Source organism: Micromonospora sp. DT44 (assembly GCF_049841635.1).
Taxonomy (GTDB): domain Bacteria; phylum Actinomycetota; class Actinomycetes; order Mycobacteriales; family Micromonosporaceae; genus Micromonospora.
Genome location: NZ_JBNCKS010000080.1, coordinates 1 through 23,496, shown reverse-complemented (window position 1 = coordinate 23,496; position 23,496 = coordinate 1). Strand labels below are relative to the sequence as shown.

Sequence of the window (23,496 nt, the reverse complement as noted above, 5' to 3'; positions counted from 1 at the left end):
GTAGGAAACACCCACACCACCCGTTCGGGGGGATCAGGTGACGGGGGTGTCAGCACCTCGTCCGGGCGCTCAAAAGTTTGGGGGGCGGCCTGCGAGCGGGGCTCGTGGCGGCCGGTCAGTGTGTAACGACCTGCCGGCCGGGGCCATTCCCGCAGGCGGGCGGCTCGGCGGTGGTCCTGCGATCGTCGGGATGTGTAACGACCCCCGGCCCGCCACGATTCCGGCCCACGGGTGCGTCCGGTCACCACACCGGCCCCACAACCGGACATACCGCCCGCGCACGGCGAGCGGACCGGGTGATCGACTCGGGATCGCCGAAGTCGGGGTGTCCGGGGCCGGTTGACCGCGCGGTATCGGTGATCTCGTGTCGATCATGCCGACATGGCCGATCCAGCCGGCATTGCCGGCCGGGCCGGGATCGCCAGACGGGCGTATCGGGGTGAGCGCAGCCTGGCAAATGCCTAATATCGGGGCAGGACCCTAGAGGAGGTTGGCATGACCACTGCAATGGAGATGCCCCGAGTCCAGGAATGTGTCGTCGCGGCATGCGCGTACAACCAGGGCGGTGACTGCCACGCCTTCGCGATCACCATCGGCAGCATGGACCACGCGCACTGCCACACCTTCGTCGAGTCACCCGTCCGGGGCGGGGTGGACGGCCTCACCGCGCAGGTGGGCGCCTGCCAGCGTTCCGACTGCCGGCACAACGAGCAGTTGGAGTGCCATGCCTCGTCGATCAAGGTGGGGCCGGACAACGACCTGGCCGACTGCATGACGTACGCCGGTCGCTGACTCCGACGCAACCGGGTCAGGGCAGGTCGTTGGCCCGCCGGATGACCGTCACCAGGTCGTCGACGATCCCGGTGAGGGCGAAGTCCTTCGGGGTGAAGACCCGAGCCACCCCGGCGGCGAGCAGGGTTTCGGCGTCATTGGCGGGGATGATGCCGCCCACCACCACGGGCAGGTCCGCCCGGCCGGCGGCCCGCAGCCCGTCGAGCACCGCGGGCACGGCCGCCAGGTGTGAGCCGGACAGCACGGACAGCCCGACCAGGTCGACGTCCTCCTCGACGGCGGCGGCGACGATCTGGCCGGCGGTCAGCCGGATGCCCTGGTAGACGACCTCGAAGCCGGCGTCGCGGGCGCGTACCGCGATCTGCTCCGCGCCGTTCGAGTGCCCGTCGAGGCCGGGCTTGCCGACGAGCAACCGCAGCCGTCCGCTGCCCAGCTCGCGCGCGGTGGCGGCAACCCGCTCGCGGACCGCCGCGAGACCCACGTCGCCGCCGCTGCCGGTGGCGCCGGACAGGCCGGTCGGCGCGCGGTACTCACCGAAGACCTCGCGCAGCGCGCCGGCCCACTCCCCGGTGGTCACGCCGACCCGCACACACTCCAGGGTCGCCGGCATCAGGTTGGCGGTGGTCGCGGCGTCCGCGCGGAGCCGGGCCAGTGCCGCGTCGACCGCCGCGCCGTCCCGCCCGGCACGCCACTCGCGTACGGAGGCCACGGCGGCCGCCTCGACCATGGGATCAACCTGTTCGACGGCCTCGGCGCCCGCCGCCGTCAACGGGGACGATTCGGTCTCGGCGAAGCGGTTGACGCCGACCACCACGTCGAGTCCGGACTCCATCCGGCGGCGGCGCTCGGCCAACGAGGCGACCAGCGCGCTCTTGAGATAGCCCGTCTCCACGGCGGCCACCACACCGCCCATCTCCAACACGGCGTCCAGTTCGACGCGCGCCTCGCCGACGATCTCGTCGACGAGTGCGGTCATCACGTGCGAGCCGGCGAAGAGGTCGGGGTATTCGAGCAGGTCCGACTCGTACGCCAGAACCTGCTGCATCCGGAGCGACCACTGCTGGTCCCAGGGCCGGGGCAGGCCGAGCGCCTCGTTCCACGCCGGCAGTTGCACGGCGCGGGCGCGCGCGTCGCGGGACATCGTCACGCCGAGCATCTCCAGCACGATGCGCTGGATGTTGTTCTCCGGCTGCGCCTGGGTGAGGCCGAGCGAGTTGACCTGTACGCCGTAGCGGAACCGCCGCTGCCGGGCCTCGGTGACGCCGTACCGCTCCCGGGTGATCTCGTCCCACAGCACACCGAACGCGCGCATCTTGGCGATCTCCTCGACGAAACGCACCCCGGCGTTGACGAAGAACGAGACGCGCTGCACCACGTCACCCATCCGCTCGGCGGGCACCTGACCGGAGTCGCGGACCGCGTCGAGGACGGCGACGGCGGTGGCCAGGGCGAAGCCGACCTCCTGCACGGGCGTCGCGCCAGCTTCCTGGAGGTGGTACGAGCAGATGTTGACCGGGTTCCACCTGGGCATCGTCGTCAGGGTGTGCGCGATGACATCCGCCGTCAGCCGCAGCGAGGCCGCCGGTGGAAAGATGTACGTCCCCCGGGACAGGTACTCCTTGATGATGTCGTTCTGGGTGGTGCCGGAGAGCAGGTCGGCGCTCGATCCCTGCTCGGTGGCCACGGCCGCGTAGAGGGCGAGCAGCCACATCGCCGGCGCGTTGATGGTCATCGAGGTGTTCGTCTCGGCGAGCGGGATGCTGTCGAAGAGCGCCCGCATGTCGCCAAGGTGGGCGACCGGCACGCCGACCCGGCCCACCTCACCGGCGGCCAGCTCGTGGTCGGGGTCGTAGCCGGTCTGGGTGGGCAGGTCGAAGGCGACCGACAGGCCGGTCTGCCCCTTGGCGAGGTTGCGGCGGAAGAGCGCGTTGGTCGCGGCGGCCGACGAGTGGCCGGCGTACGTGCGCATGACCCACGGGCGGTCCCGCTCGGGCAGCCGGGTCGGCGTCTCATCCATGGCCGGAGTCTAAGTTACCGTTCAGTAGAAGAGGTTGTGGAAAACCACACAGGTCCATGTCGAGGACGCCGGGGTGCGAAGCGCGCGCAGTGGACCGGACCGCCATACCCCGGGCACCCGCCGATCGCCACCAGGACGCACACTGGACGGCATGGATGACGAGCTGGCCATCTCCGTCCGCGGGCTGCGCAAGGCGTACGGCGACAACGTGGCGGTGGCGGGGGTCGACCTCGACGTCCGCCGGGGCGAGGTGTTCGCGTTGCTCGGCCCGAACGGCGCGGGCAAGACCACGACCGTGGAGATCCTGGAGGGCTACCGGCACCGGGACGCCGGCGAGGTGGCCGTGCTCGGCGCGGACCCGGCTCGACCGGACGCCGGCTGGCGCTCCCGGGTCGGCATCGTGCTCCAGGGCACCGGCGAGTTCGACGAGCTGACCGTGTCCGAGGTGGTCCGGCACTTCTCCGGGTTCTATCCGGACGCGGACGACCCCGCCAAGGTGATCGAACGGGTCGGGCTGGCGGCGAAGGCGAAGGCTCGTACGCACACCCTCTCCGGCGGGCAGAAGCGCCGGCTCGACGTGGCGCTGGGCATCATCGGCCGCCCCGAGCTGCTCTTCCTCGACGAGCCGACCACCGGCTTCGACCCGGAGGCCCGCCGCGAGTTCTGGGAGCTGATCCGCGACCTCGCCGCGGCCGGCACCACGATCGTGCTCACCACCCACTACCTGGACGAGGCGGAGGCGCTCGCCGACCGGGTCGGCGTGATCGCCGACGGCCGGCTGGTCGAGGTGGCCGCGCCCAACCGGCTGGGCAACCGCCAGGATGCGCTCGCGACGGTCTCCTGGCGTACCCCGGAAGGGACGTGGGAGCTCGCGCAGAGCGCGACGCCGACGGCCCTCGTGGCCGACCTGGCCGCGCGCTACGGCGGCGAGGTCCCCGGACTCACGGTGACCCGGCCGACCCTGGAGGACGTCTACCTCACGATGATCGGACACGCGCGATGACGACCACGACGAAAAGGGCCACGCCGCCTGCCACGCGCTCGGGCGGCCGGCCGGGCGTCGGCACGCTCGCCCTGCGCCAGGGCCGACTGGAGATCACCCAGTTCCTGCGCAGTCGGGAGTCCGTGGTCTTCACGATGGGCTTCCCCATCATCATGATCCTGATCTTCGCGTCGATCTTCGATGGGACGATCGGCGGCGGGGTCAGGTTCACCCAGTACTTCATCACCGGCATGATCGCGACCGGCCTGATGACGGTGAGCTTCCAGAACCTGGGCATCTGGATCCCGATCGAGCGGGACCGGGGGGTGCTCAAGCGCTACCGGGGCACGCCGATGCCGAAGTGGGTCTGGTTCGCCGGCAAGGTGATCATGGTGGTGGCGATCGGGATCGCCGAGACCGCGCTGCTGCTGGCCGTCGCGGTGGCGTTGTTCGATCTCGACCTGCCCGGCACCGCCGGGAAGTGGTTCACCTTCGGCTGGGTCTCCGTGCTCGGGGTGACCGCCTGCACCCTGTGTGGCATCGCCATCTCGTCGCTGGCCCGCACCGCCCGCAGCGGTTCGGCGGTGGTGACTCCGGTCGCGCTCGTGCTCCAGTTCATCTCCGGGGTGTTCTTCGTCTTCACCGACCTGCCCACCTGGATGCAACAGGTGGCGGCGTCCTTCCCGCTCAAGTGGATGTGCCAGGGGCTGCGGTCGGTCTTCCTGCCCGAGAGCTTCGGGGCGCAGGAGCCGGGCGGCTCGTTCGAGCTGGGGCGGGTCGCGCTGGTACTGGCACTGTGGTGCGTGATCGGGCTCGTGCTCTGCCTGACCACCTTCCGCTGGACCACCAAGCGCGACGGCTGAGCGGGCTGACCGGGGCGGGCGTTCGCCCCGGTCGCCACCCCTCAGTACGTGTAGAAGCCCTTGCCGGTCTTGCGGCCCAGATCACCGGCGGTGACCATGCGCTGGAGCAGCTCCGGCGGGAAGAACTTCTCGTCGGCCGTGTCGGTGTAGATGTTCTTCGAGGCGTGCAGCAGCACGTCCACCCCGGTCAGGTCGGTGGTGGCCAGCGGACCCATGGCGTGCCCGAAGCCGAGCCGGCAGGCGGTGTCCAGGTCCTCGGCGGACACCACGCCCGACTCGACCAGCTTGACCGCCTCCATGACCAGGGCGGAGATCAGCCGCGTGGTGACGAAACCGGCGATGTCCCGGTTGACCACGACGACGGTCTTGCCGATCTCCTCGGCGAAGGCGCGCGCCGTGTCGAGCGTGGCGTCGCTGGTCTTGTAGCCGCGCACCAGCTCGCAGAGCTGCATCATCGGCACCGGGGAGAAGAAGTGGGTGCCGACGACGGCCTCCGGCCGCTCGGTGACCGCCGCGATCTGGGTGACCGGAATGGCCGACGTGTTGGTGGCGAGCACCGCGTCGGACCGGCAGATCTTGTCCAGCGCCCGGAACACCTCGTGCTTGATCTCCAGCCGCTCGAAGACCGCCTCGACCACGATGTCCGCGTCCGCCGCGGCCTCCAGGTCGGTGGTCGGCGTGATCCGCGCGAGGGTCGCCTCGACGTCGGACGCCTCGATCTTGCCCTTCTCGGCGAACTTCTCCAGCGACTTCCGGATGCCGCCCAACCCTCGGGTGGTGGCCGCGTCGTCCAGGTCGCGCAGCGTCACCTGCCAGCCCGCCTGCGCCGCCACCTGGGCGATGCCGGAGCCCATCAGCCCGGCCCCGACGACCGCGAGTCGACCCGCCATCTGCTTCTCCCTCACTGCGATTGAGTGCCTGCCTGCACCCTAGTCGGCGAGCCTGAACGATGACTAAGGGCAGGTGACGAATTCGCGACTCGCCGGAGCGAACAAACTCCCGAGTGGGTGCATCGAACCCTACGACAACCAACAAGTGGCAACAGCCAGGAGCTCATGATGCGCGCAACGTCCATGGTCGGAACCCTCACCTGCCTCCTGCTCGCAGCGGCGTGCTCGTCGCCCGCACACCAGGACGGCAACGCCGCGCCGGCCGGCTCGCCCGCCCCGACGACCAGCACGGTCACCACCGGCAGCCCCATTCCGCCGCCTATCTCTCCCTCCTCGACGCCGTCCGCCCGGCCGTCCAGCACCGCGACCCGCCCCACGTCGCTCGTCCTGGGTCCGAACGGCATCGGTTCACTCAAGCTCGGCATGACCCGCCAGCAGGCCACCGGGACGGGACTGCTGCGGGCGTTCGCGAGCGACACGGGCGGCTGCACGCCGGCGTACCTGCGCGCCGCCCCCAGCGAGGAGGGGACCGTCCTTCTCTCGTCGACGCTGGGTATCGCCACCATCGACGCGTACGCGGGGATCAAGACGCCCGAGGGAGCGCGCATCGGCATGTCGAGCGCCGAGATGCTGCGGATCTACCCGGCCTGGACGGCGGCCGACGGAGACGCGACGAACGGTCGTGGCTTCGCGAAGACCCCCGGCAACAGCAAGGCCGTCTACCGCATCGAGACCATCAAGGGCAAGGTCGTCCAGTTGACCCTCCAGTACGCGAACCAGGACTGCTACGAGTAGACCGACTCGAAACGGCCGGCCTGTGGTGCCAGCGCGCTGGACAACCGCAGGCCGGCCAGGATCTCGTCGGTCAGGTCCGCGTCGTCGACCTGCTTGATCTGCAGGTACACGCCATAGCGGCGCTGCGGCACGGGGATCACGATCTCGCTGAACGACACCGAGGCGCCGCACGAGGTCCACCGGCGTACCAGCGCCCGGTCACCGCCCACGTCGACGGTCCGATCGGGCTGCTGGACACAGGAGGCGTGGCTGGGTAACGCCGGCGCCGGGTCGCCGCCGAGAAGGGCCCTGCTCACCCCGACGAACAGACCGGGCATCCCACTCGCCGGGTCCGGCCAGGCGGCGAGATCCGGGGCGACCACGAGACCCGGCGCCTGACCGGCCGAGAGGCGCAGCACCGAAGGATCCCAGCCGGCGTCCTTCACCTGGCCGGCCCAGCTCGCCGGCACCGCGACCGAGAGAGCGCCGGAGTCATCGCGTACGCGAATCCACCCGGGCCGTTCCGACAACGTGGAGCTGGAACCGGTCGTCGCCAGCAGGGCGCTCAGGGCGACCGCGACGCCGACGACCCTTCCCACCTGCCGCACGAACCGACCACGGCCCGCCTCCCGCTCCGTCGACGCGATGACCCGCTGGAGTTCCTCGAGCATCACCGCGGCGGACGCCCAGCGTTGCCGCGGGTCGGGATGCAGCGCGCGCCGCACCAGGTCGTCCACTTCGGAGGGAACTCCGGGCCGAAGCTGGGACGGACGGGGGAGAGAACGCCCGGCCCGGCCCGATCGGCTGCCAGCGGACCATGCCGGGTCGGGCGGGTGCCCGGTCAACATGTGGTAGGTCGTCGCGCCGATCGCGTACACGTCCGCGCGGATGTCCAGACCGCCACCGGCGGTGGCCTGCTCGGGCGGCATGTAGCCGGGCGTGCCGGCCGCGATGGTGAAGCCGGACGCGTTGGCGAGCGCCTTGGCCAGGCCAAGGTCGGCGACGAGCACCCGATCCCGGCCCGCCGCCGGCTGAAACAACACGTTGGACGGCTTGAGATCCCGGTGCAGCACGCCGGCCTCGTGCAGCACCATGACGGCGCGGGCGATGTCGGCCGCGACGAGCAGCGCCTCCCGGACCGGCATCGGTCCCGAGGCGAGTCGATCCGCGAGAGTGCCACCGGCCGCGTACGGCATCACCAGGTACGGGCGTCCGTCCGGCAGCTCACCGACGTCGAGCACACGCACGAGCAGGCTCGAATCCGTCCGCCGCATGATCCGCGCCTCCTGCTCGAACCGCTCCCGCAGATCAGAGTGGTACGACCAGTTGTCGGCCAGCACCTTGATCGCGACGGAGGCGTCCAGAGCATCGTCGGCGCCGAGCCACACGGTGGCGAACGCTCCGGATCCGATACGCCCTACAACGCGGTATCGGCCGATCTTGCCGGGTACTGACACGCCCGTATTATGACCGACTAAACGCTGAGGAACGGGGCCTGATCATGCCAGACGATCTTGATATCGAGGAGCTGGCTGATCGTGCCGCCAAGGGGGACGCCGCCGCACTCGACGCGTTGCTGATCAGGATCGGTCCGCAGGTCATGCGGCAGTGTCTACGCCTCCTTCCCTGCCGACAGGACGCCGAGGAGGCGTGCCAGGACGCGCTTCTGCAGGTCGCCCGCAAGATTGACAGCTTCGCTGGCCGGTCGAAGTTCTCCACCTGGCTGCACATCGTCACCGCCAACTGCGCTCGGCAGACGTATCGGAGCCTCAAGCGTCGGGCCGAGGAGCAGTCCACGCCACTGCTCCCGCTCGACACCGCCGACCCCCGCACCACGAGCGTGATCGCCGGTTCCCGGCTCGACCTGCTCGACGCGCTGGAACGGCTGGAGGCGCACCGACCCGAACTGGTCGCCCCCCTCGTACTGCGTGACCTGTGCCAGTTGACCTACGACCAGATCGCCGATCACCTCGCCATTCCGGTCGGCACCCTGAAGTCACGCATCCACGACGCACGACGGCACGTACGTGCCTCGCTGCAGGCCACCTGAGACCGCGAGAGGTGCAGCGGGTCTCAGATCTCCAGCGACGGCTCCTCGGGCGCGGTCCCCCGCTCCACCGCCACGCCGAGCGCGCGCAGGTCGGCCACGAAGTCCGGGTACCCCCGGTCGACGTGGTGCACGTGCGAAACCTCGGTGGGTCCCTCCGCGCAGAGTCCGGCGATGATCAGCCCGGCGCCCGCGCGGATGTCGGTGGCGCGTACCGGCGCCCCGGACAGCCGCTCCCGACCCCGGACCACGGCGTGGTGCCCGTCGGTCTTGATGTCCGCGCCGAGCCGCATCATCTCGTTGGCGAACATGAACCGGCCGTCGAAGATGTTCTCCGTGATCAGGGATGCACCGTCGCTGACCGAGGCCAGCCCGATCGCCATCGGCAGCAGATCGGTGGCGAAGCCGGGGTACGGCAGGGTCACCACGTCCACCGCGCGGGGCCGGTCGTCCATGCGTACCCGGAAGCCGTCGCCCCGCGTCTCGACCAGGCCGCCGGCCGCGACGACCTTGTCCAGCGCGACCTCCAGGTAGGTCGGGTCCAGGCCGGTGACCGTCACGTCGCCGCGCGTCATCGCGGCGCCGAACGCCCAGGTGCCGGCGACGATCCGGTCCCCCACGGTGGCGTGCCGCACCGGCCGCAGGCCGGGCACGCCGGTGATCCGCAGGGTGGACGTGCCGGCGCCGGAGATCCGCGCGCCCATCTCGTTGAGCATCGTGCAGATGTCGACGATCTCCGGCTCCCGGGCCGCGTTGTCGATCGTCGTGGTGCCCTGGGCCAGCACCGCTGCCATGACCAGGTTCTCGGTCGCCCCCACGCTGGGGAAGTCCAGCACGATGTCGGCGCCGCGCAGCCCGTGCGGGGCCTCGGCGATGACGAACCCGTGCTCACCGGAGATCTCCGCGCCCATCCGGGTCAGCCCGGAGATGTGCATGTCCAGGCCACGGGAGCCGATCGCGTCGCCGCCCGGGTGGGCCACCCGCACGTAGCCACGACGGGCCAGCAGGGGGCCGAGCACGCAGATCGACGCGCGCAGCCGCCGGACCAGGTCGTAGTCGGCCTCCGCGCCCGGCTGCTCGGGTACGTCGATGGTGACCGAGCGGGACCGGGCGACGCCGCCCCGCGCCACCATCGGATCGACGGGGTCGTCCGCGTCGAACCGGACGTCACAGCCCAGCCGTCGCAGCACCTCCCCCATGATCGCGATATCGGTGATCCGCGGAACGTTGGTGATCACGCTGCGGCCGGGAGCGAGCAGCGCGGCGGCCATCAACTTCAGTGCGGAGTTCTTGGCGCCGACGACGTGCACGGTGCCCGCCAGCCGGCTCGCACCGCAGACCCGGATGACGTCGACGTCGTTGACCGCCGTGTCACCGGCGTCGCCCGGACCCACCACCGCTGGCCAGCCGGCTGTCGTGTCCGGCCGAGCGGGGATCGTCAGTTCCGGTATCCGTAGGCTGTGCGTCATGGCCGTCCACCTCACGCGCATCTACACCAAGGCCGGCGACGCCGGCATGACCAGGCTGAGCAACAACGAGCAGGTCCCGAAGACCGATCCACGGATCGCCGCGTACGCGGATGTCGACGAGTGCAACGCGGCGATCGGTGTCGCACTCGCCCTGGGCCAGCTCGACGAGGAGCTGCGGGCCGTCCTGGCGTCGGTGCAGAACGACCTGTTCGATGTCGGCGCCGACCTGTCCACGCCCGTCGAGCCGGAGCCCAAGTACCCGCCGCTGCGGGTGACCGAGGAGTACGTCGAGCGCCTGGAGGGCTGGTGCGACGAGTACAACGCGCGCCTGAGCAAGCTCGACTCCTTCATCCTCCCCGGCGGCACCGCCGGCGCGGCGCTGCTGCACGTGGCGCGGACCATCGCCCGGCGAGCCGAGCGGGCAGCGTGGGCGCTGGTCAGCCACGATCCGGACCGGACCACCCCGCTCCCGGCAAAGTATCTCAACCGGCTCTCCGATCTGCTCTTTATCCTGTCAAGAACGGCAAATCCGGCGGGCGATGTGCTATGGGTGCCGGGCGGCAAGCGCTGAGTCGGGCGCTGCGCGCGACGTCGAGGTGTGACTTCCCAATCTGACCGCCACCACGCGTCGGCCGAGCCGACTCCTCGGGCCGGACGCCCGGCCCACCTTGATCAACTCCGGTTCCTTGATGTCGGGGTGTCCGGGCCAGCAGGACACCCCGACATCAGGAAAGCCGAGTCGATCAAGCCGCCCCGCCAGCCCCGCTAGGCAGGACTCAGCGAACCCGGTAACGGCAGGTGATCAAAAACCGGACCGGACCGACGCGCAGCGCCGCGGACGGGTTTCCGGGGCAGCCCGCCCGGCGCAGGGATCAAGCCTGACCGCCCGGAGCCGGGCGGGGTGCCCCGGAAACCCCGGCGAGCAACCACAGACGCCCTAGAGGGCCAGATCAGGCAGCCGGCCAGTCCTGGGAGGCCAGACGCGGCGAGACCGCCCCCGGAGGGGCGGCCTCGAGCCAGGAGAGGAAACCGGTCACGGTCGATCGCGCCATGGCGATCTCCACCGGTGCGTGGTGACTCGTACAGCGGAGGATCACCCAGTCGGCCGGCATGGAGAGCCGTTCCTGCCCTTCGGGCAACCGCCGGCGCTCGACCGCGAGATCCTTGCGGGAGAGAACCCGCTTGGGGCGGATTGCGAAGCTGAACATTCGATACCAGCGCAGCTCGTCAGCGGCGAACCGGCCGAAGCCGGGTGACCAGCCACGCCCGTCGAGCACGGTGGTGACCCGGACGCTGAGCCGGATGATGCCACCGCTGCGGGTCACGAGGGCCCGCCGGACGAAGAGCACGAGAAGCGCGACGAGGATGACGGCGACGCCGACCCCGATCCCTTCGACGATCTGCATCCCCGGTGTGACTCAGCGGCTCTGCGCGGAAACCGGGGTCGCGCTCTCGGCCAGCACGGTGACGCCTTCGGCGCTCACCGAGAGGAAGCCGCCGGCCACCTCGTACGAGACCTGCTCGCCGCCGGCCAGCTTGATGCGCACCTGGCCGGGCTCGGCGAGCTGGCCGAGCAGCGGCGCGTGACCCGGCAGGACACCGAGCTCGCCCTCGGTGGTCCGGGCGACGACCATCTCGGCCTCACCGGACCAGACCTTCTCCTCGACGGCGACGAGCTCGACGTGAAGCTGCTTTGCCACGCTGTCTCCTTGCTGCGGCGGCGGATTGCCAAAAGTCTAGTCGTGCCGCCGCGCCGCCCCCAACGCGGGTGGCGAGAGCTGCGCCACGGCTACTTGGTCTTGTTCTGGAATTCCGGGTGCTCGAGCAGGAACGGGTCCAGTTGTTCATTGTGCAACGCGGTGAAGAAGTCCGGGACGCCTGCCTGGAACTGCTCACCCAGGTATTTCTTACCCTCGTAGACCCCGCCACCGGGCAGCTTGATCATCTGGATGGTGTTCGGGCGGACGTTCTTGAGGGCGAGCCCGAAGTCGACAACGCTGTTGCCCCGACCGTTGAAGATCAGTGACTGGCCGGCGGCGCGCAGCACCTTGTCCAGCTTGATCGGGTTGGCCACCACGTCGGCGCTGAACGCCTGACCGACCATCGCCTTGACGAACTGCTGCTGGTGGCGCTGCCGGCCATAGTCCGAGTCCGGGACACCGTTCTTCGGGTACCGCTGCCGGACGTAGTCAAGCGCCTGCCACCCCTTGAGGTGGTGGGTGCCCTTCGTGTAGACCGCCTGCGGCCCGACGTAACCCTCTCCGTACGTCTTGCCTGGCCGCGGGGAGCCGTCCGGCTGCTTGTGCTCGGACCGCACCTCCCGCTCGACGTACATGTCGACGCCGCCCATCGCGTCGACGATCTTCTGGAAACCGGTGAAGTTGATGATCGCTCCGCCGTCGAACCGCTTGATGCCCGTCACGTCCTGCACGGTGGTGGCCAGCAACTCGAACCCCCGCGCCGCGTCGGGATTCTTGCCGGGCACCTGACTACCGAACGACATCGCAGCGTTGATCTTGGTCTTCTCGCCGGAGAAGTTGGCCTTCTTGAACGCGGGGATGTCGACGTAGAGGTCCCGCGGCACCGAGAAGAGGTAGGCCCGGTCCATCGAGGCGGGCACGTGCAGCACCATGATCGAGTCGGCCAACGGCGCCGCCGTCGGCGTACGCGGGTCGATGCCGACCAGCAGGAGGTTGAGCGGGCCCTTGATGTCGCTCTGCTTCTCCTTGGCGCCCGCCGCCTGGTCACCGAAGAGGTCGGCCTTGCCGACGGCGCCCTCGTAGCGGGCCATCAGCACCTCAGTGCCGACCAGCACACCGCCGCTGAGCATGGTCAGCACCAGGCCGAACACGGTGCACACCTTGGCCCAGCGCGGCACGCCCCGCCACATGGACGACTTGCGGCCCTTCTTGCCGGCCTTACCCACACTCATCTCCGTTCGCTACGCCCACGCAGAGGAGACGGGCTCACGTCGTCGAAAGGTTGCACTCGTCCGCGCTCCTGAACGTGAACGCGCGGACCGACCGTATCTCGGCTGCCACGTGAGTGACGACCGTGAGTAACGGACCGCGACGATGGTAAGACGCGAAGATGAACAAAAGACTGCCCCGACATTGCCGGGGCAGTCTTTTGCGGTACGGGTACGACGAGGGCTGTCAGGCCTTCATCAGCTCCTCAGCCTTGGCTTCCAGGTCCTCGAGACCGCCGCACATGAAGAACGCCTGCTCGGGGAAGTGATCGTACTCACCCTCGCTGATCTTCCGGAACGCCTCGATGGTCTCCTTGATCGGGACCGTCGAGCCCGGCACGCCGGTGAACTGCTCCGCCGCGTAGGTGTTCTGCGAGAGGAAGCGCTCGATCCGCCGGGCCCGGGCCACGGTGATCTTGTCTTCCTCGGAGAGCTCCTCGATACCGAGGATGGCGATGATGTCCTGCAGGTCCTTGTAGCGCTGCAGGATCCGCTTCACCTCGGTGGCGACCTGGAAGTGCTCCTGGCCGACGAACTCCGGGGCGAGGATCCGGGACGAGGACGCCAGCGGGTCCACGGCCGGGTAGATGCCCTTGTCGGAGATCGACCGCTCCAGGTTGGTGGTCGCGTCCAGGTGGGCGAACGTGGTGGCCGGGGCGGGGTCGGTGTAGTCGTCCGCCGGCACGTAGATCGCCTGCATCGAGGTGATGGCCTGGCCCCGGACGGAGGTGATCCGCTCCTGGAGCTCGCCCATCTCGTCGGCCAGGGTCGGCTGGTAACCCACCGCGCTCGGCATACGGCCGAGCAGGGTGGAGACCTCCGAACCCGCCTGCGTGAAGCGGAAGATGTTGTCGATGAAGAGCAGCACCTCCTGCTTCTTCACGTCGCGGAAGTACTCCGCCATGGTGAGCGCGGAGAGCGCGACCCGCAGACGCGTGCCCGGCGGCTCGTCCATCTGGCCGTAGACCAGCGCGGTCTTGTCGATGACGCCGGACTCGGTCATCTCGGCGATCAGGTCGTTGCCCTCACGGGTGCGCTCACCCACGCCGGCGAAGACCGAGGTACCACCGAAGTTACGGGCAACCCGGGTGATCATCTCCTGGATGAGCACCGTCTTGCCCACGCCCGCGCCGCCGAACAGACCGATCTTGCCGCCCTTGACGTACGGGGCGAGCAGGTCGATGACCTTGATGCCGGTCTCCAGCATCTCGGTCTTCGGCTCCAGGTCCGCGAAGGCCGGGGCCTTGCGGTGGATACCCCACCGGTCGTCGGCCTCGAACGTCTCGCCCTCTTTGAGGTTGAGCACCTCGCCGATCGCGTTGAACACGTGGCCCTTGACCGCGTCGCCCACCGGCACACTGATCGGCTCGCCGCGGTCACGAACCTCGGCGCCGCGAACCAGACCGTCCGTCGGCTGCATCGAGATCGCGCGGACCAGGTTGTCACCCAGGTGCTGGGCGACCTCCAGGGTCAGCGTCTTCTCACCGCCGGACAGGCTCACGGTGACGTTCAGGGCGTTGAACAGGGCCGGCATGCCGTCGCGCGGGAACTCGGCGTCGACGACCGGGCCGATGACCCGGACCACGCGACCCGTGGCCGTCTTGGTCTCTACTGGGGCAGTCATCACACTTCACTTCCCGACGCGGCGAGCGCGTTGGCGCCGCCGACGATCTCGCTGATCTCCTGGGTGATCCCGGCCTGACGGGCCGAGTTCATCTCACGCGTGTACTTCTCGATCATCTCTTCGGCGTTGTCGGTGGCGCTCTTCATCGCTCGCCGCCGTGCCGCCGACTCACTCGCCGCCGACTCGAGCAACGCCGCGTAGATCCGCGTGTTGATGTACCTCGGCAGGAGCGCGTCGAGCAGCGCCTCCGCCTCCGGCTCGAACTCGTACGCCGGCAGCAGCCCCTCGGAGCGCGGCCGGTCCTCGACCTGCATCGGACCGATGACCTTGGTGACCGGGTTCTGCGTCATCAGTGAGTGGAACTCGGTGTAGACGATGTGCAACTCGTCCACGCCCAGCACCCCGTCCGCGCCAGCGCCACCGTCGGCGTCGTCCGCACCGGACGTGAACGCCCTGATCAGCGTCTCACCCACGGCGCGGGCGTCCTCGAACGACGGCTGCTCGCTGAACCCGGTCCAGTTCGCCTCGATCGGCCGGTCCCGGAACCGGTAGAACCCGACGCCCTTACGCCCGATGACGTAGAGCACCGGCTCCTTGCCGTCCGCCTTGAGGCGTGCGATCAGCGACTCGGCCATCCTGATCGCGTTGGAGCTGTAACCGCCGGCCAGGCCACGGTCGCTGGTGACCAACAGGACGCCCGCCCGCCGCACCCGCTCGCGCGGGGTGAGCAGCGGGTGGTCGATCCGCGCGTTGGACGCCAGCGCCGTGAGCACACCGGTGATGGCCTCGGCGTACGGCAGGGACGCCTGCACCCGCGCCTGGGCCTTGGCGATCCGGCTCGTCGCCACGAGCTCCATCGCCTTGGTGATCTTCTTCATCGACTTCGCCGAGCGGATTCGTTGACGAAGAACGCGTACCTGGGCCGCCATCAGATCAGCTCTCGGCCGGGCGGTCGGTCGCGCCGTCGCGGAAGCGGGTCACCGTCTCGCGGTTCTCGTCACCCTCGAGCGGAGCGGCCGGCGCGTCGTTGACCTTGCGCTCGTCCTCCTTGTTGAGGAAGACCTGCTTGAACTCGCCGATCGCGGTGTCCAGGGAGTTGATGATGTCATCGCCCCACTGGTTGTCGGCGATCGACGCGAGGACACCCTCGTGCTTGTGCCGCAGGTACTGGAGGAACTCCGCCTCGAAGCGCCGCACCTCGCCGACCGGGATGTCGTCGAGCTTGCCCTCGACGCCGGACCAGACCGAGACGACCTCTTCCTGCACCGGGTACGGCGAGTAGTTCGGCTGCTTGAGCAGCTCCACCAGACGCGAACCCCGGTTCAGCTGGTTCTGCGAGGCCTTGTCCAGGTCGGAGGCGAAGGCGGCGAACGCCTCCAGCTCGCGGTACTGGGCCAGGTTGAGCCGCAGCGAACCGGCGACCTTGCGCATCGGCTTCACCTGGGCGGCGCCGCCGACGCGGGAGACCGAGGTGCCGACGTTGATCGCCGGACGAACGCCCTGGTTGAACAGGTCGGTCTCCAGGAAGATCTGGCCGTCGGTGATCGAGATGACGTTGGTCGGGATGAAGGCCGAGATGTCGTTGGCCTTCGTCTCGATGATCGGCAGACCGGTCATCGAGCCGCCACCCAGCTCGTCGGAGAGCTTCGCGCAGCGCTCCAGCAGGCGGGAGTGCAGGTAGAAGACGTCACCCGGGTACGCCTCACGGCCCGGCGGGCGACGCAGCAGCAGCGACACGGCGCGGTACGCCTCGGCCTGCTTGCTCAGGTCGTCGAAGACGATCAGGACGTGCTTGCCGCCGTACATCCAGTGCTGCCCGATGGACGAGCCGGTGTACGGGGCCAGGTACTTGAAGCCGGCCGGGTCGGACGCCGGGGAGGCAACGATGGTGGTGTACTCCAGCGCGCCCGCCTCCTCCAGCTGCCCCTTGATCGAGGCGATGGTGGAGGCCTTCTGGCCGATGGCGACGTAGATGCAGCGAACCTGCTTCTTCGGGTCGCCGGTGCGCCAGTTGTCCCGCTGGTTGAGGATGGCGTCCAGCGCGACGGTGGTCTTGCCCGTCTTGCGGTCGCCGATGATCAGCTGGCGCTGGCCCCGGCCGATCGGCGTCATCGCGTCGATCGCCTTGATGCCGGTCTGCAGCGGCTCGAACACCGACTGCCGGGCCATCACGTTCGGAGCCTGCAGCTCCAGCTCGCGGTAACCCTCCTCGGCGATGTCGCCGAGGCCGTCGATCGGCTGGCCGAGCGCGTTGACCACGCGGCCGAGGAACGCGTCGCCGACCGGAACCGAGAGCACGCGGTCGGTGCGCTTGACCCGCTGCCCCTCCTCCAGCTTGGCGGAGTCACCGAGGACGACCACGCCGATCTCCCGCACGTCGAGGTTCAGCGCCACGCCGAGCGTGCCGTCCTCGAACTCCAGGAGCTCGTTGGTCTTGGTCGAGGGCAGGCCCTCGACGTGGGCGATGCCGTCGCCGGTGTCGGCGACGGTGCCGACCTCCTCGCGGGAGACGTCGGACGAGTAGGAGGAGACGTAGCGCTCCAGGGCGCCGCGGATCTCCTCCGTCGAGATGGTCAGCTCGGCCATCCTCTGCTTCCTTAAAATTCAGGGGCCCGGGATACCTAGTACCAACCGGTCCGAATGGCGTCTGTCAATCCAGGCGCTGGGCGGCGGATCCGCCCGGGTGCTGGGCGGTGAGCCGTTCAGCGCTTCGCGAGCGCGTTGCGAGTCTCGTTGAGGCGGCGCAGGATGGTGCCGTCGTACAGGTCGGAACCGACCCGGACGCTCACGCCACCGAGAACGGCGGGGTCAACCGTCTGCTTGACGGACACCTCCCGACCGTATATCGCGGCGAGGCTCGCACCCAGTCGACGCTCGTCCTCGTCACTCAACGGGGCCGCGACGGTCACGTACGCCACCTGCCGGTCACGCCGGTCGGCGGCCAGCTCGACCAGCCGGGTGAGCGCTCCGGTGAAGGAACGCCCGCCGAAGCCGGCGAGCGCAGCCTCGACGAGGCTGACGGTGACCGGCCGGGCCTTGCCGGCGAGCAGCTCGCGAGCCAGGGTGGCCCGCTGCTCGACCGGGGCGACCGGGTCGGCGAGAGCGTTGCTCAGCGCCGACTGACCGGACACGACCTGACCGAAGCGGAACAGCTCGTCCTCCACCTCGCCCAGCTCACCGGCGGAGTCGGCACTGGCCAGCAGCGCCTCCACGCCGAGGCGCTCGACGCCGTCGAGCAACTCCGACGGTGCCGACCAGCGGCCCGAGACCAGCGTGACGAGCAGGTCGAGCGCGTCCGCGCCGATCCGCCCACCCAGCATGTCGCCGAGCAGCGCGCCGCGGTCCGTGCCGGTACGAGCCGGGTCGGACAGCGCCCGACGCAGCCGCGGCTCACGCCGCAGCAGGGTCGCCACGGAGAGGATGGCGTCGGCGGTGGAGGCCACCGCCGACGGCTCCGCGCCGCGGACGTACGCGTCGAGGCGCTCGGCCGCGACCTTGTACGACTCCCGGCTGGCGGCCTGCATCAGCGGGCCCCCGTGCTCTCGAGGCCGCTCAGGAACCGGTCGACGGTGCCCTTGCGCCGTGCCTCGTCGGCCAGCGACTCGCCGACGATCTTGCTGGCCAGGTCCACCGCGATGGTGCCGACCTCCGCGCGCAGCTCGCGCACGATGGTGGCCCGCTCGGCGGCGAGTGCGTCCTTGCCGGCCTGGATGACCCGGTCGGACTCTTCCCGCGCCTTGGCGAGGATGTCCTGCCGGATGCCCTCGGCGTCGGCCCGCGCGTCGTCGCGGATCTTGGCAGCGTCGGTCCGCGCCTCGGCGAGCTGGGCACGGTACTGCTCGAGCAGCTGGTTCGCCTCGGCCTGAGCGGCCTCGGCGCGCTTGATGCCGCCCTCGATCGCGTCGACCCGAGCCTGGAACGTCTGCTCCATGCGCGGGAAGACGAACTTCATCAGCACGAAGCAGAGCACGGCGAAGGCGACCGTGCCGACCACGATCTCTTGCCAGATCGGAATGATCGGGTTGTGGTCTGACTCACCACCCTCGGCGGCGAGGAGGAACAACATGGGTGACCTCCCGGTCGGAAGGGGCGGGTACTACTTGGCCCAGATGAAGCCGAAGGCGATGCCGAACAGCGCGAGCGCCTCGATGACGGCGAAGCCGATCCAGACGTACGGCAGGGTCATCCGGGACGACTCCGGCTGCCGGGCGGTCGACTGGATGTAGGCGGCGAAGACCAGGCCAACGCCGATGCCCGGGCCGATGGCCGCGAGGCCGTAGCCGATGGCGGCGGTGCTGCCGTTGACCTCGGCGAGAACGCTAACGTCCATTGGTGTGGTTCCTCCTGGTTATCACGCGTGACTCTCACGCGGGACGACAACGGTTGGTGCGTGGATCAGTGCTCTTCGGCGAGAGCGCCCTGGATGTAGCTGGCGCTCAGGACCGTGAAGACGTAGGCCTGCAGGACGATGACGAGCGCCTCGAGGAGGGTCAGCGCCACGGTCATCACCCAGGAGACCACCGAGACCGGCGCCAGCCAGACGTTGGCGTTGAGCATCGCGAAGCCGCCGAGCGTGAAGACCAGCAGGAGCATGTGGCCGGCGAACATGTTCGCGAAGAGACGAACGGCCAGCGAGAACGGCCGAATGATGAAGGTCGAGAACGCCTCGATCGGGATCAGCAGCGGCAGGATGTACCAGGGTGCCGGCGGGATCAGGGCGTGCTTGAAGTACTTGCCGAAGCCGTGGTGCCGGATGCCGATGTAGTTGAACAGCACGTAGCTGATCACCGCGAGGATCGCCGGGAAGGCGATGTGCGAGTTCGGCGAGATCTGGAAGAACGGGATGATCGCGAAGGCGTTCGTCACCAGCACGAAGCAGAACAGCGTCGTGAAGTACGGGGCGAACCGCACGCCCTGGTGCCCGATCATGTCGACCGAGATGTTGTTGCGCACGAAGCCGTAGATCGACTCGGCGAACCACTGCTTCTTGGTCGGCACCAGCTTCGGGTTCCGGTAGGTCGCCAGGAAGAAGATGATCAAGGCGCCGACCGCGATCCAGATCATCAAGGTGAACTTGGTGAACCAGGGAGCGTTCTCCGCGCCCCAGGGCACGATCGCGGGCAGGTAGAAGTCCTCCACACTGGGTGGGAATGCCGCCTGGCCCGCTGCCAGGACGTTCGCCTGTCCGAACACCGCGTCCCTTCCTAAGTAGGCGTGCCGAGTCGGCGGATGACCAGGATGACGCCCCCAGCCATGCCGAGCACGAAGCCGATCCCGGTGGCGACGCCACCGGTGTCGAGCCACTGGTCGACCAGCCAGCCGATGAAACCCCACACGAGCATGCCTCCGATGAGGTAGCTGAGCGCGGTCCAACCCTGACCGGCGCCGGACGGATAGTCGTCCGGTTGACCGGCGGGACGGGGGGTTTGGTCATCAGCCATGACGGGGCGAACGATATCAGCCGGGAAGACGAGGCTGTGCCTCACCCCCCGCACAACCGTCGTTGTGTGGGCTTCTCGTGGGCGCCGTCGTCTGTGGGCACGCTACTCCCCTTCCGCCCGTCGGAAAATGACCGGAGGCCGACACATTGCCGCGCGTCCGATAGGTGGGACACCCCAAGTCGATGACCATGTCAGCCGGAGCGGCGGGCGTGCACCGTGGTCAGCCACCAGAGGTGCGCCGCAGTCCACACTGCCACCCCGGCCACGATGCCGAGGCAGAGCGGGATCAACCCCGCCCAACCGGTCGACGCCACCGCCACCAGGACGACACCCAACAGGGTGAACTTCAGCACGTAGAGCCCCACACCGAGCGGCAGCAGCAACTGCGGGTTGACCTCATCGGCCCGCGCCAGCACCACTGTCGTGAGCGTGTAGCTGAACACCGTCACGCCCACCCCGGCCGCCGCGCCGAGGGCGGCCGTCGCGCCACCGGTCACCCCGCCCACCACGGCCGCGACCACGGCCAGCGCCGCCGACGCGGCCAACAGCACCGGCAGGTGCCGCAACCGCCACCGTCCGTCGGCGGCGGGTTCGACCACCCCGGGCTCAGCCACGGGGGTACGCCGGGAAGGTTGCCGCCAGCTCGGCCGCCTCGGCGCCGATCGTGGCCAGCGCGTCGGCGCCACCCGGTTCACCCGGGTTCGTGCGTACCGCGCGGGCGATCAGGGCGGCCACCTGCCGCAGCTCACCCTCGCGCATGCCCTGGGTGGTGACGCACGGAGTGCCGACCCGGATGCCCGAGGCCACCAGCGGCGGCTGCGGGTCGTACGGGATGGCGTTCTTGTTCAGCGTGATCGAGGCGGCGTCGCAGCGGGCCTCGGCCTCCGCGCCGGTCACCCCCAGCTCCCGTAGGTCGATCAGCGCGAGGTGGGTGTCGGTGCCACCGGACACCGGGCGCAGGCCCTCGTCGGCCAGCCCGGCGGCGAGCGCCTGCGCGTTGCTGACCACCTGCCGGGCGTACGTCTGGAACTCGGGTTGGGCCGCCTCGCGCAGCGCGACCGCCTTGGCCGCGACCGCGTGCATCAGCGGGCCGCCCTGGGTGAACGGGAAGACCGCCTTGTCGATCCGCTGGGCCAGCGACTCGCGGCAGAGGATCATGCCGCCCCGGGGACCGCGCAGCACCTTGTGGGTGGTGGCGCAGACGACGTCGGCGTACGGCACCGGCGACGGGATCGCCCGACCGGCCACCAGGCCGATGAAGTGCGCCGCGTCCACCATCAGGTACGCCCCGACCTCGTCGGCGATCTCCCGGAACCGTGCGAAGTCGATCAGCCGGGGGTACGCGGTGGCCCCACAGATGATCAGCTTGGGCCGGTGCGCGCGGGCCAGGTCGCGTACCTCGTCGTAGTCGATCAGCTCGGTGTCCGGCCGGACCGGGTAGCCCACCGGGTGGAACCACTTGCCGGAGAAGTTCACCCGGCTGCCGTGGGTGAGGTGCCCGCCGTGCGGCAGGTCCATCGCCAGCACCGTGTCCCCCGGCTGCACCAGCGCGGCGTACGCGGCCAGGTTGGCGCTCGCCCCGGAGTGCGGCTGGAGGTTGGCGTGCTCGGCCCCGAACAGCTCCTTGGCCCGGGCGATGCCGATCTCCTCGGCCCGGTCCACCTCGGCGCAGCCGCCGTAGTAGCGCCGACCCGGGTACCCCTCGGCGTACTTGTTGGTCAACGTCGAGCCCAGCGCGGCCAGCACCGCCGGTGAGGTCAGGTTCTCGCTCGCGATCAGTTGCAGGCCACCCCGCAACCGGTCCAGCTCGCCGAGGACCACCCCGGCGATCTCCGGATCGGTGGCCCTGAGCTGGGCGAAATCCGGCCCCCAGAAGGTGCTCGTCTCGGTCTCCACAGCGAACGAGTCTAGGGCCTGTGGCACAAGGGCGGCCGAGCCGAGGCGGAGTCCGGGCGGTGATTTGGCAAGGCGCGGTCACGTCCGGATACCGGTGTTGAATCCGGACGTGACCGCAACGCCGCCGGGCGTCGTCCGGGCCCGCCGCAGGCCGGCCAGTTCTTGTGCGACAGGCTTGCGGGGGCCGCACACTGGGAACCGTGAGATGCCTCGTCACCGGAGCCACCGGATACATCGGCGGACGACTGACGCCGTTGCTGCTCGCCGACGGGCACACCGTGCGCTGCCTCGCCCGCAAGGCCGTACGCCTGCGCGATGCGCCGTGGGCGGCGGCGGCCGAGATCGTCGAGGGTGACCTGAGCCGACCGGAGACACTGCCCGCCGCCTTCGCCGACGTGGACGTCGCGTACTTCCTGGTGCACTCGCTGGGCCGGGCGGACTTCGAGGCGGCCGACCGGACGGCGGCCACGAACTTCGCGGCGGCGGCCCGCGCGGCCGGCGTACGCCGGATCGTCTACCTCGGTGGTCCGGAGCCGGCGGCCGACGCGGAGGTCCCGTCGCCGCACCTGCGGTCCCGGGCCGAAGTGGGCCGGATCCTGCTCGCCAGCGGCGTGCCCACGGCGGTGCTCCGCGCCGCGGTGATCATCGGCTCCGGCTCGGCGTCGTTCGAGATGCTGCGCTACCTGACCGAGCGGCTGCCCGCCATGGTCACGCCACGGTGGGTCCGCAACCGGATCCAGCCGATCGCGGTCCGCGACGTGCTGCGCTACCTGGCCGGCTGCGCCACCCTGCCGCCCGAGGTCAACCGCGGCTTCGACATCGGCGGACCGGACGTGCTGACCTTCCGCGACATGATGCACCGCTACGCCCGGGTGGCCGGGTTACGACGACGGATCATCGTGCCGGTCCGGCCCCTCACCCCGTCGCTCTCGTCGCACTGGGTCGGCCTCATCACCCCGGTACCGAACAAGATCGCCCGGCCGCTGGTGGAGAGCCTGATCCACGAGGCCGTGGCCCACGAACACGACATCGCCCGGTACGTGCCCGATCCGCCCGGCGGCCTCACCGGCTTCGACGAGGCCGTGAGGTTGGCGCTGGCCAAGGTGCGCGACGCCCAGGTGGAGACGCGCTGGTCCACCGCGAGCGGCACCGACGCGCCCGCCGAGCCGCTGCCCAGCGACCCGGACTGGTCCGGCGGAACGGTGTACACGGACGTACGGGAACGGGCGGTGGACGCGTCGCCGGCCGCGCTCTGGCGGGTCATCGAGGGCGTGGGCGGCGAGCACGGCTGGTACTCGTTCCCCCTCGCCTGGTCGGTACGCGGCTGGCTGGACCGGCTGGTCGGCGGTGTGGGGCTGCGCCGGGGCCGGCGCGACCCGCACCGCCTCCAGGTCGGCGAGGCGCTGGACTTCTGGCGGGTCGAGGAGATCATTCCGGGCGAGTTGTTGCGGCTGCGCGCGGAAATGCGGCTGCCCGGCCGCGCCTGGCTGGAGATGCGGGCACTGCCGGCCGAGAACGGCCACAGCCGCTACCAGCAACGTGCCGTCTTCCTCCCCCGCGGCCTAGCCGGTCACGCCTACTGGGGCTCGGTGACCCCGTTCCACGCCGTGATCTTCGGCGGAATGGCCCGCAACATAGCCCGCAACGCCCAACAATCCCCCTAACTCGAAAATCGAACCGTGCGTAGACACGCGGCAGCATCCCGCGTCGCGAAGCGGCGTGGGATGGGTTGT

The 23,496-nt window shown here is 69.9% G+C and carries 24 protein-coding genes; 7 read left to right on the top strand and 17 right to left on the bottom strand.

All coding sequences use genetic code 11. The features are described from left to right. Positions 1-495 precede the first annotated feature (495 nt). Positions 496-792 carry a DUF1540 domain-containing protein gene (locus ACLQ25_RS30110; RefSeq protein ID WP_355052875.1) on the top strand — a complete coding sequence of 99 codons (297 nt, stop codon included), beginning with the start codon at positions 496-498 and terminating at the stop codon, positions 790-792. A 16-nt stretch (positions 793-808) separates the two neighbouring features. Here the strand turns inward: ACLQ25_RS30110 and ACLQ25_RS30105 are convergent, their stop codons facing one another. Next, positions 809-2,809, bottom strand: a complete 2,001-nt coding sequence (locus tag ACLQ25_RS30105; protein ID WP_425734123.1) for a protein meaA — start codon at positions 2,807-2,809, stop codon at positions 809-811. A 151-nt stretch (positions 2,810-2,960) separates the two neighbouring features. Here ACLQ25_RS30105 and ACLQ25_RS30100 point away from each other — a divergent pair, with 151 nt between their 5' ends. Together ACLQ25_RS30100 and ACLQ25_RS30095 are read left to right on the top strand one after the other, a co-directional pair. After that, positions 2,961-3,812: an ABC transporter ATP-binding protein gene (locus ACLQ25_RS30100; protein ID WP_425734122.1), complete on the top strand. Its 852-nt coding sequence runs from the start codon at positions 2,961-2,963 to the stop codon at positions 3,810-3,812. Beyond that, a complete protein-coding gene (locus ACLQ25_RS30095) occupies positions 3,809-4,654 on the top strand; it encodes an ABC transporter permease (protein WP_425734121.1) in 846 nt (281 codons plus the stop codon). The genes ACLQ25_RS30100 and ACLQ25_RS30095 overlap by 4 nt, the downstream gene beginning before the upstream one ends. Before the next feature lie 41 nt (positions 4,655-4,695). On the opposite strand, the gene ACLQ25_RS30090 is transcribed toward ACLQ25_RS30095, so the two are convergent. Next, entirely contained in the window at positions 4,696-5,544 is an 849-nt protein-coding gene (locus ACLQ25_RS30090) for a 3-hydroxyacyl-CoA dehydrogenase family protein (protein WP_425734120.1), read from the bottom strand. A gap of 168 nt (positions 5,545-5,712) precedes the next feature. Here ACLQ25_RS30090 and ACLQ25_RS30085 point away from each other — a divergent pair, with 168 nt between their 5' ends. Continuing rightward, positions 5,713-6,339 carry a hypothetical protein gene (locus ACLQ25_RS30085; protein WP_425734119.1) on the top strand — a complete coding sequence of 209 codons (627 nt, stop codon included), beginning with the start codon at positions 5,713-5,715 and terminating at the stop codon, positions 6,337-6,339. Here the strand turns inward: ACLQ25_RS30085 and ACLQ25_RS30080 are convergent. Next, complete coding sequence (locus tag ACLQ25_RS30080; protein ID WP_425734118.1) at positions 6,330-7,775, bottom strand: serine/threonine-protein kinase; 1,446 nt, start codon at positions 7,773-7,775, stop codon at positions 6,330-6,332. The two genes, ACLQ25_RS30085 and ACLQ25_RS30080, sit on opposite strands and share 10 nt — an antisense overlap. Positions 7,776-7,819: 44 nt before the next feature. Between ACLQ25_RS30080 and ACLQ25_RS30075 the strand changes: the two genes are divergently transcribed. After that, entirely contained in the window at positions 7,820-8,368 is a 549-nt protein-coding gene (locus ACLQ25_RS30075) for an RNA polymerase sigma factor (protein WP_425734117.1), read from the top strand. 23 nt (positions 8,369-8,391) lie between these two features. Here ACLQ25_RS30075 and murA read toward each other — a convergent pair whose 3' ends face one another. Beyond that, positions 8,392-9,834 carry a UDP-N-acetylglucosamine 1-carboxyvinyltransferase gene (murA, locus tag ACLQ25_RS30070; protein ID WP_425734116.1) on the bottom strand — a complete coding sequence of 481 codons (1,443 nt, stop codon included), beginning with the start codon at positions 9,832-9,834 and terminating at the stop codon, positions 8,392-8,394. On the opposite strand from murA, the gene ACLQ25_RS30065 reads away from it, so the two are divergent. Beyond that, positions 9,833-10,405 (top strand): cob(I)yrinic acid a,c-diamide adenosyltransferase, encoded by a 573-nt coding sequence (locus ACLQ25_RS30065; RefSeq protein WP_425734115.1) that lies wholly within the window; start codon positions 9,833-9,835, stop codon positions 10,403-10,405. The two genes, murA and ACLQ25_RS30065, sit on opposite strands and share 2 nt — an antisense overlap. Positions 10,406-10,784: 379 nt before the next feature. On the opposite strand, the gene ACLQ25_RS30060 is transcribed toward ACLQ25_RS30065, so the two are convergent. The 13 genes from ACLQ25_RS30060 to glyA form a co-directional block, all read right to left on the bottom strand. Continuing rightward, entirely contained in the window at positions 10,785-11,240 is a 456-nt protein-coding gene (locus ACLQ25_RS30060) for a DUF2550 domain-containing protein (protein WP_425734114.1), read from the bottom strand. 12 nt (positions 11,241-11,252) lie between these two features. Continuing rightward, positions 11,253-11,534: a F0F1 ATP synthase subunit epsilon gene (locus tag ACLQ25_RS30055; RefSeq protein ID WP_355052864.1), complete on the bottom strand. Its 282-nt coding sequence runs from the start codon at positions 11,532-11,534 to the stop codon at positions 11,253-11,255. 89 nt (positions 11,535-11,623) lie between these two features. Further along, entirely contained in the window at positions 11,624-12,766 is a 1,143-nt protein-coding gene (locus ACLQ25_RS30050; protein WP_425734113.1) for an LCP family protein, read from the bottom strand. Between the two features lie 223 nt (positions 12,767-12,989). Then, positions 12,990-14,426 carry a F0F1 ATP synthase subunit beta gene (gene atpD, locus ACLQ25_RS30045; RefSeq protein ID WP_393213055.1) on the bottom strand — a complete coding sequence of 479 codons (1,437 nt, stop codon included), beginning with the start codon at positions 14,424-14,426 and terminating at the stop codon, positions 12,990-12,992. After that, a complete protein-coding gene (locus tag ACLQ25_RS30040; RefSeq protein WP_425734112.1) occupies positions 14,426-15,355 on the bottom strand; it encodes a F0F1 ATP synthase subunit gamma in 930 nt (309 codons plus the stop codon). Before ACLQ25_RS30040 ends, atpD begins: the two co-directional genes overlap by 1 nt. A 4-nt stretch (positions 15,356-15,359) precedes the next feature. Beyond that, positions 15,360-17,012: a F0F1 ATP synthase subunit alpha gene (gene atpA / locus ACLQ25_RS30035; protein WP_425734111.1), complete on the bottom strand. Its 1,653-nt coding sequence runs from the start codon at positions 17,010-17,012 to the stop codon at positions 15,360-15,362. Between the two features lie 116 nt (positions 17,013-17,128). After that, positions 17,129-17,950, bottom strand: a complete 822-nt coding sequence (locus ACLQ25_RS30030; RefSeq protein WP_425734110.1) for a F0F1 ATP synthase subunit delta — start codon at positions 17,948-17,950, stop codon at positions 17,129-17,131. Then, on the bottom strand, positions 17,950-18,489 hold the full coding sequence (locus tag ACLQ25_RS30025; RefSeq protein ID WP_112584053.1) for a F0F1 ATP synthase subunit B: 540 nt from the start codon (positions 18,487-18,489) through the stop codon (positions 17,950-17,952). Before ACLQ25_RS30025 ends, ACLQ25_RS30030 begins: the two co-directional genes overlap by 1 nt. Before the next feature lie 33 nt (positions 18,490-18,522). Continuing rightward, entirely contained in the window at positions 18,523-18,756 is a 234-nt protein-coding gene (locus ACLQ25_RS30020; protein WP_238677315.1) for an ATP synthase F0 subunit C, read from the bottom strand. A 65-nt stretch (positions 18,757-18,821) separates the two neighbouring features. Next, positions 18,822-19,619, bottom strand: coding sequence for a F0F1 ATP synthase subunit A (gene atpB / locus ACLQ25_RS30015; protein WP_425734109.1), 798 nt, complete (start codon positions 19,617-19,619; stop codon positions 18,822-18,824). 11 nt (positions 19,620-19,630) lie between these two features. After that, complete coding sequence (locus ACLQ25_RS30010) at positions 19,631-19,867, bottom strand: AtpZ/AtpI family protein (protein ID WP_355052858.1); 237 nt, start codon at positions 19,865-19,867, stop codon at positions 19,631-19,633. 191 nt (positions 19,868-20,058) lie between these two features. Then, positions 20,059-20,481, bottom strand: a complete 423-nt coding sequence (locus ACLQ25_RS30005; protein WP_425734108.1) for a hypothetical protein — start codon at positions 20,479-20,481, stop codon at positions 20,059-20,061. Continuing rightward, positions 20,474-21,763, bottom strand: coding sequence for a serine hydroxymethyltransferase (glyA, locus tag ACLQ25_RS30000; RefSeq protein ID WP_425734107.1), 1,290 nt, complete (start codon positions 21,761-21,763; stop codon positions 20,474-20,476). The genes ACLQ25_RS30005 and glyA overlap by 8 nt, the downstream gene beginning before the upstream one ends. 200 nt (positions 21,764-21,963) lie before the next feature. Between glyA and ACLQ25_RS29995 the strand changes: the two genes are divergently transcribed. After that, positions 21,964-23,427 carry an SDR family oxidoreductase gene (locus ACLQ25_RS29995; RefSeq protein ID WP_425734106.1) on the top strand — a complete coding sequence of 488 codons (1,464 nt, stop codon included), beginning with the start codon at positions 21,964-21,966 and terminating at the stop codon, positions 23,425-23,427. Positions 23,428-23,496 lie beyond the last annotated feature (69 nt).

Bases quoted from the DNA above. Each gene is read 5' to 3' on its own strand.
- ACLQ25_RS30100 (WP_425734122.1), top strand. From the start codon at position 2,961: ATGGATGACGAGCTGGCCATCTCCGTCCGCGGGCTGCGCAAGGCGTAC.
- ACLQ25_RS30090 (WP_425734120.1), bottom strand. From the start codon at position 5,544: ATGGCGGGTCGACTCGCGGTCGTCGGGGCCGGGCTGATGGGCTCCGGC.
- murA (WP_425734116.1), bottom strand. From the start codon at position 9,834: ATGACGCACAGCCTACGGATACCGGAACTGACGATCCCCGCTCGGCCG.
- ACLQ25_RS30075 (WP_425734117.1), top strand. From the start codon at position 7,820: ATGCCAGACGATCTTGATATCGAGGAGCTGGCTGATCGTGCCGCCAAG.
- atpA (WP_425734111.1), bottom strand. From the start codon at position 17,012: ATGGCCGAGCTGACCATCTCGACGGAGGAGATCCGCGGCGCCCTGGAG.
- atpD (WP_393213055.1), bottom strand. From the start codon at position 14,426: ATGACTGCCCCAGTAGAGACCAAGACGGCCACGGGTCGCGTGGTCCGG.
- ACLQ25_RS30010 (WP_355052858.1), bottom strand. From the start codon at position 19,867: ATGGCTGATGACCAAACCCCCCGTCCCGCCGGTCAACCGGACGACTAT.
- ACLQ25_RS30105 (WP_425734123.1), bottom strand. From the start codon at position 2,809: ATGGATGAGACGCCGACCCGGCTGCCCGAGCGGGACCGCCCGTGGGTC.
- ACLQ25_RS30020 (WP_238677315.1), bottom strand. From the start codon at position 18,756: ATGGACGTTAGCGTTCTCGCCGAGGTCAACGGCAGCACCGCCGCCATC.
- ACLQ25_RS30050 (WP_425734113.1), bottom strand. From the start codon at position 12,766: ATGAGTGTGGGTAAGGCCGGCAAGAAGGGCCGCAAGTCGTCCATGTGG.
- ACLQ25_RS30095 (WP_425734121.1), top strand. From the start codon at position 3,809: ATGACGACCACGACGAAAAGGGCCACGCCGCCTGCCACGCGCTCGGGC.
- ACLQ25_RS30110 (WP_355052875.1), top strand. From the start codon at position 496: ATGACCACTGCAATGGAGATGCCCCGAGTCCAGGAATGTGTCGTCGCG.
- ACLQ25_RS30040 (WP_425734112.1), bottom strand. From the start codon at position 15,355: ATGGCGGCCCAGGTACGCGTTCTTCGTCAACGAATCCGCTCGGCGAAG.
- ACLQ25_RS30085 (WP_425734119.1), top strand. From the start codon at position 5,713: ATGCGCGCAACGTCCATGGTCGGAACCCTCACCTGCCTCCTGCTCGCA.
- ACLQ25_RS30030 (WP_425734110.1), bottom strand. From the start codon at position 17,950: ATGCAGGCCGCCAGCCGGGAGTCGTACAAGGTCGCGGCCGAGCGCCTC.
- ACLQ25_RS30060 (WP_425734114.1), bottom strand. From the start codon at position 11,240: ATGCAGATCGTCGAAGGGATCGGGGTCGGCGTCGCCGTCATCCTCGTC.
- ACLQ25_RS30065 (WP_425734115.1), top strand. From the start codon at position 9,833: ATGGCCGTCCACCTCACGCGCATCTACACCAAGGCCGGCGACGCCGGC.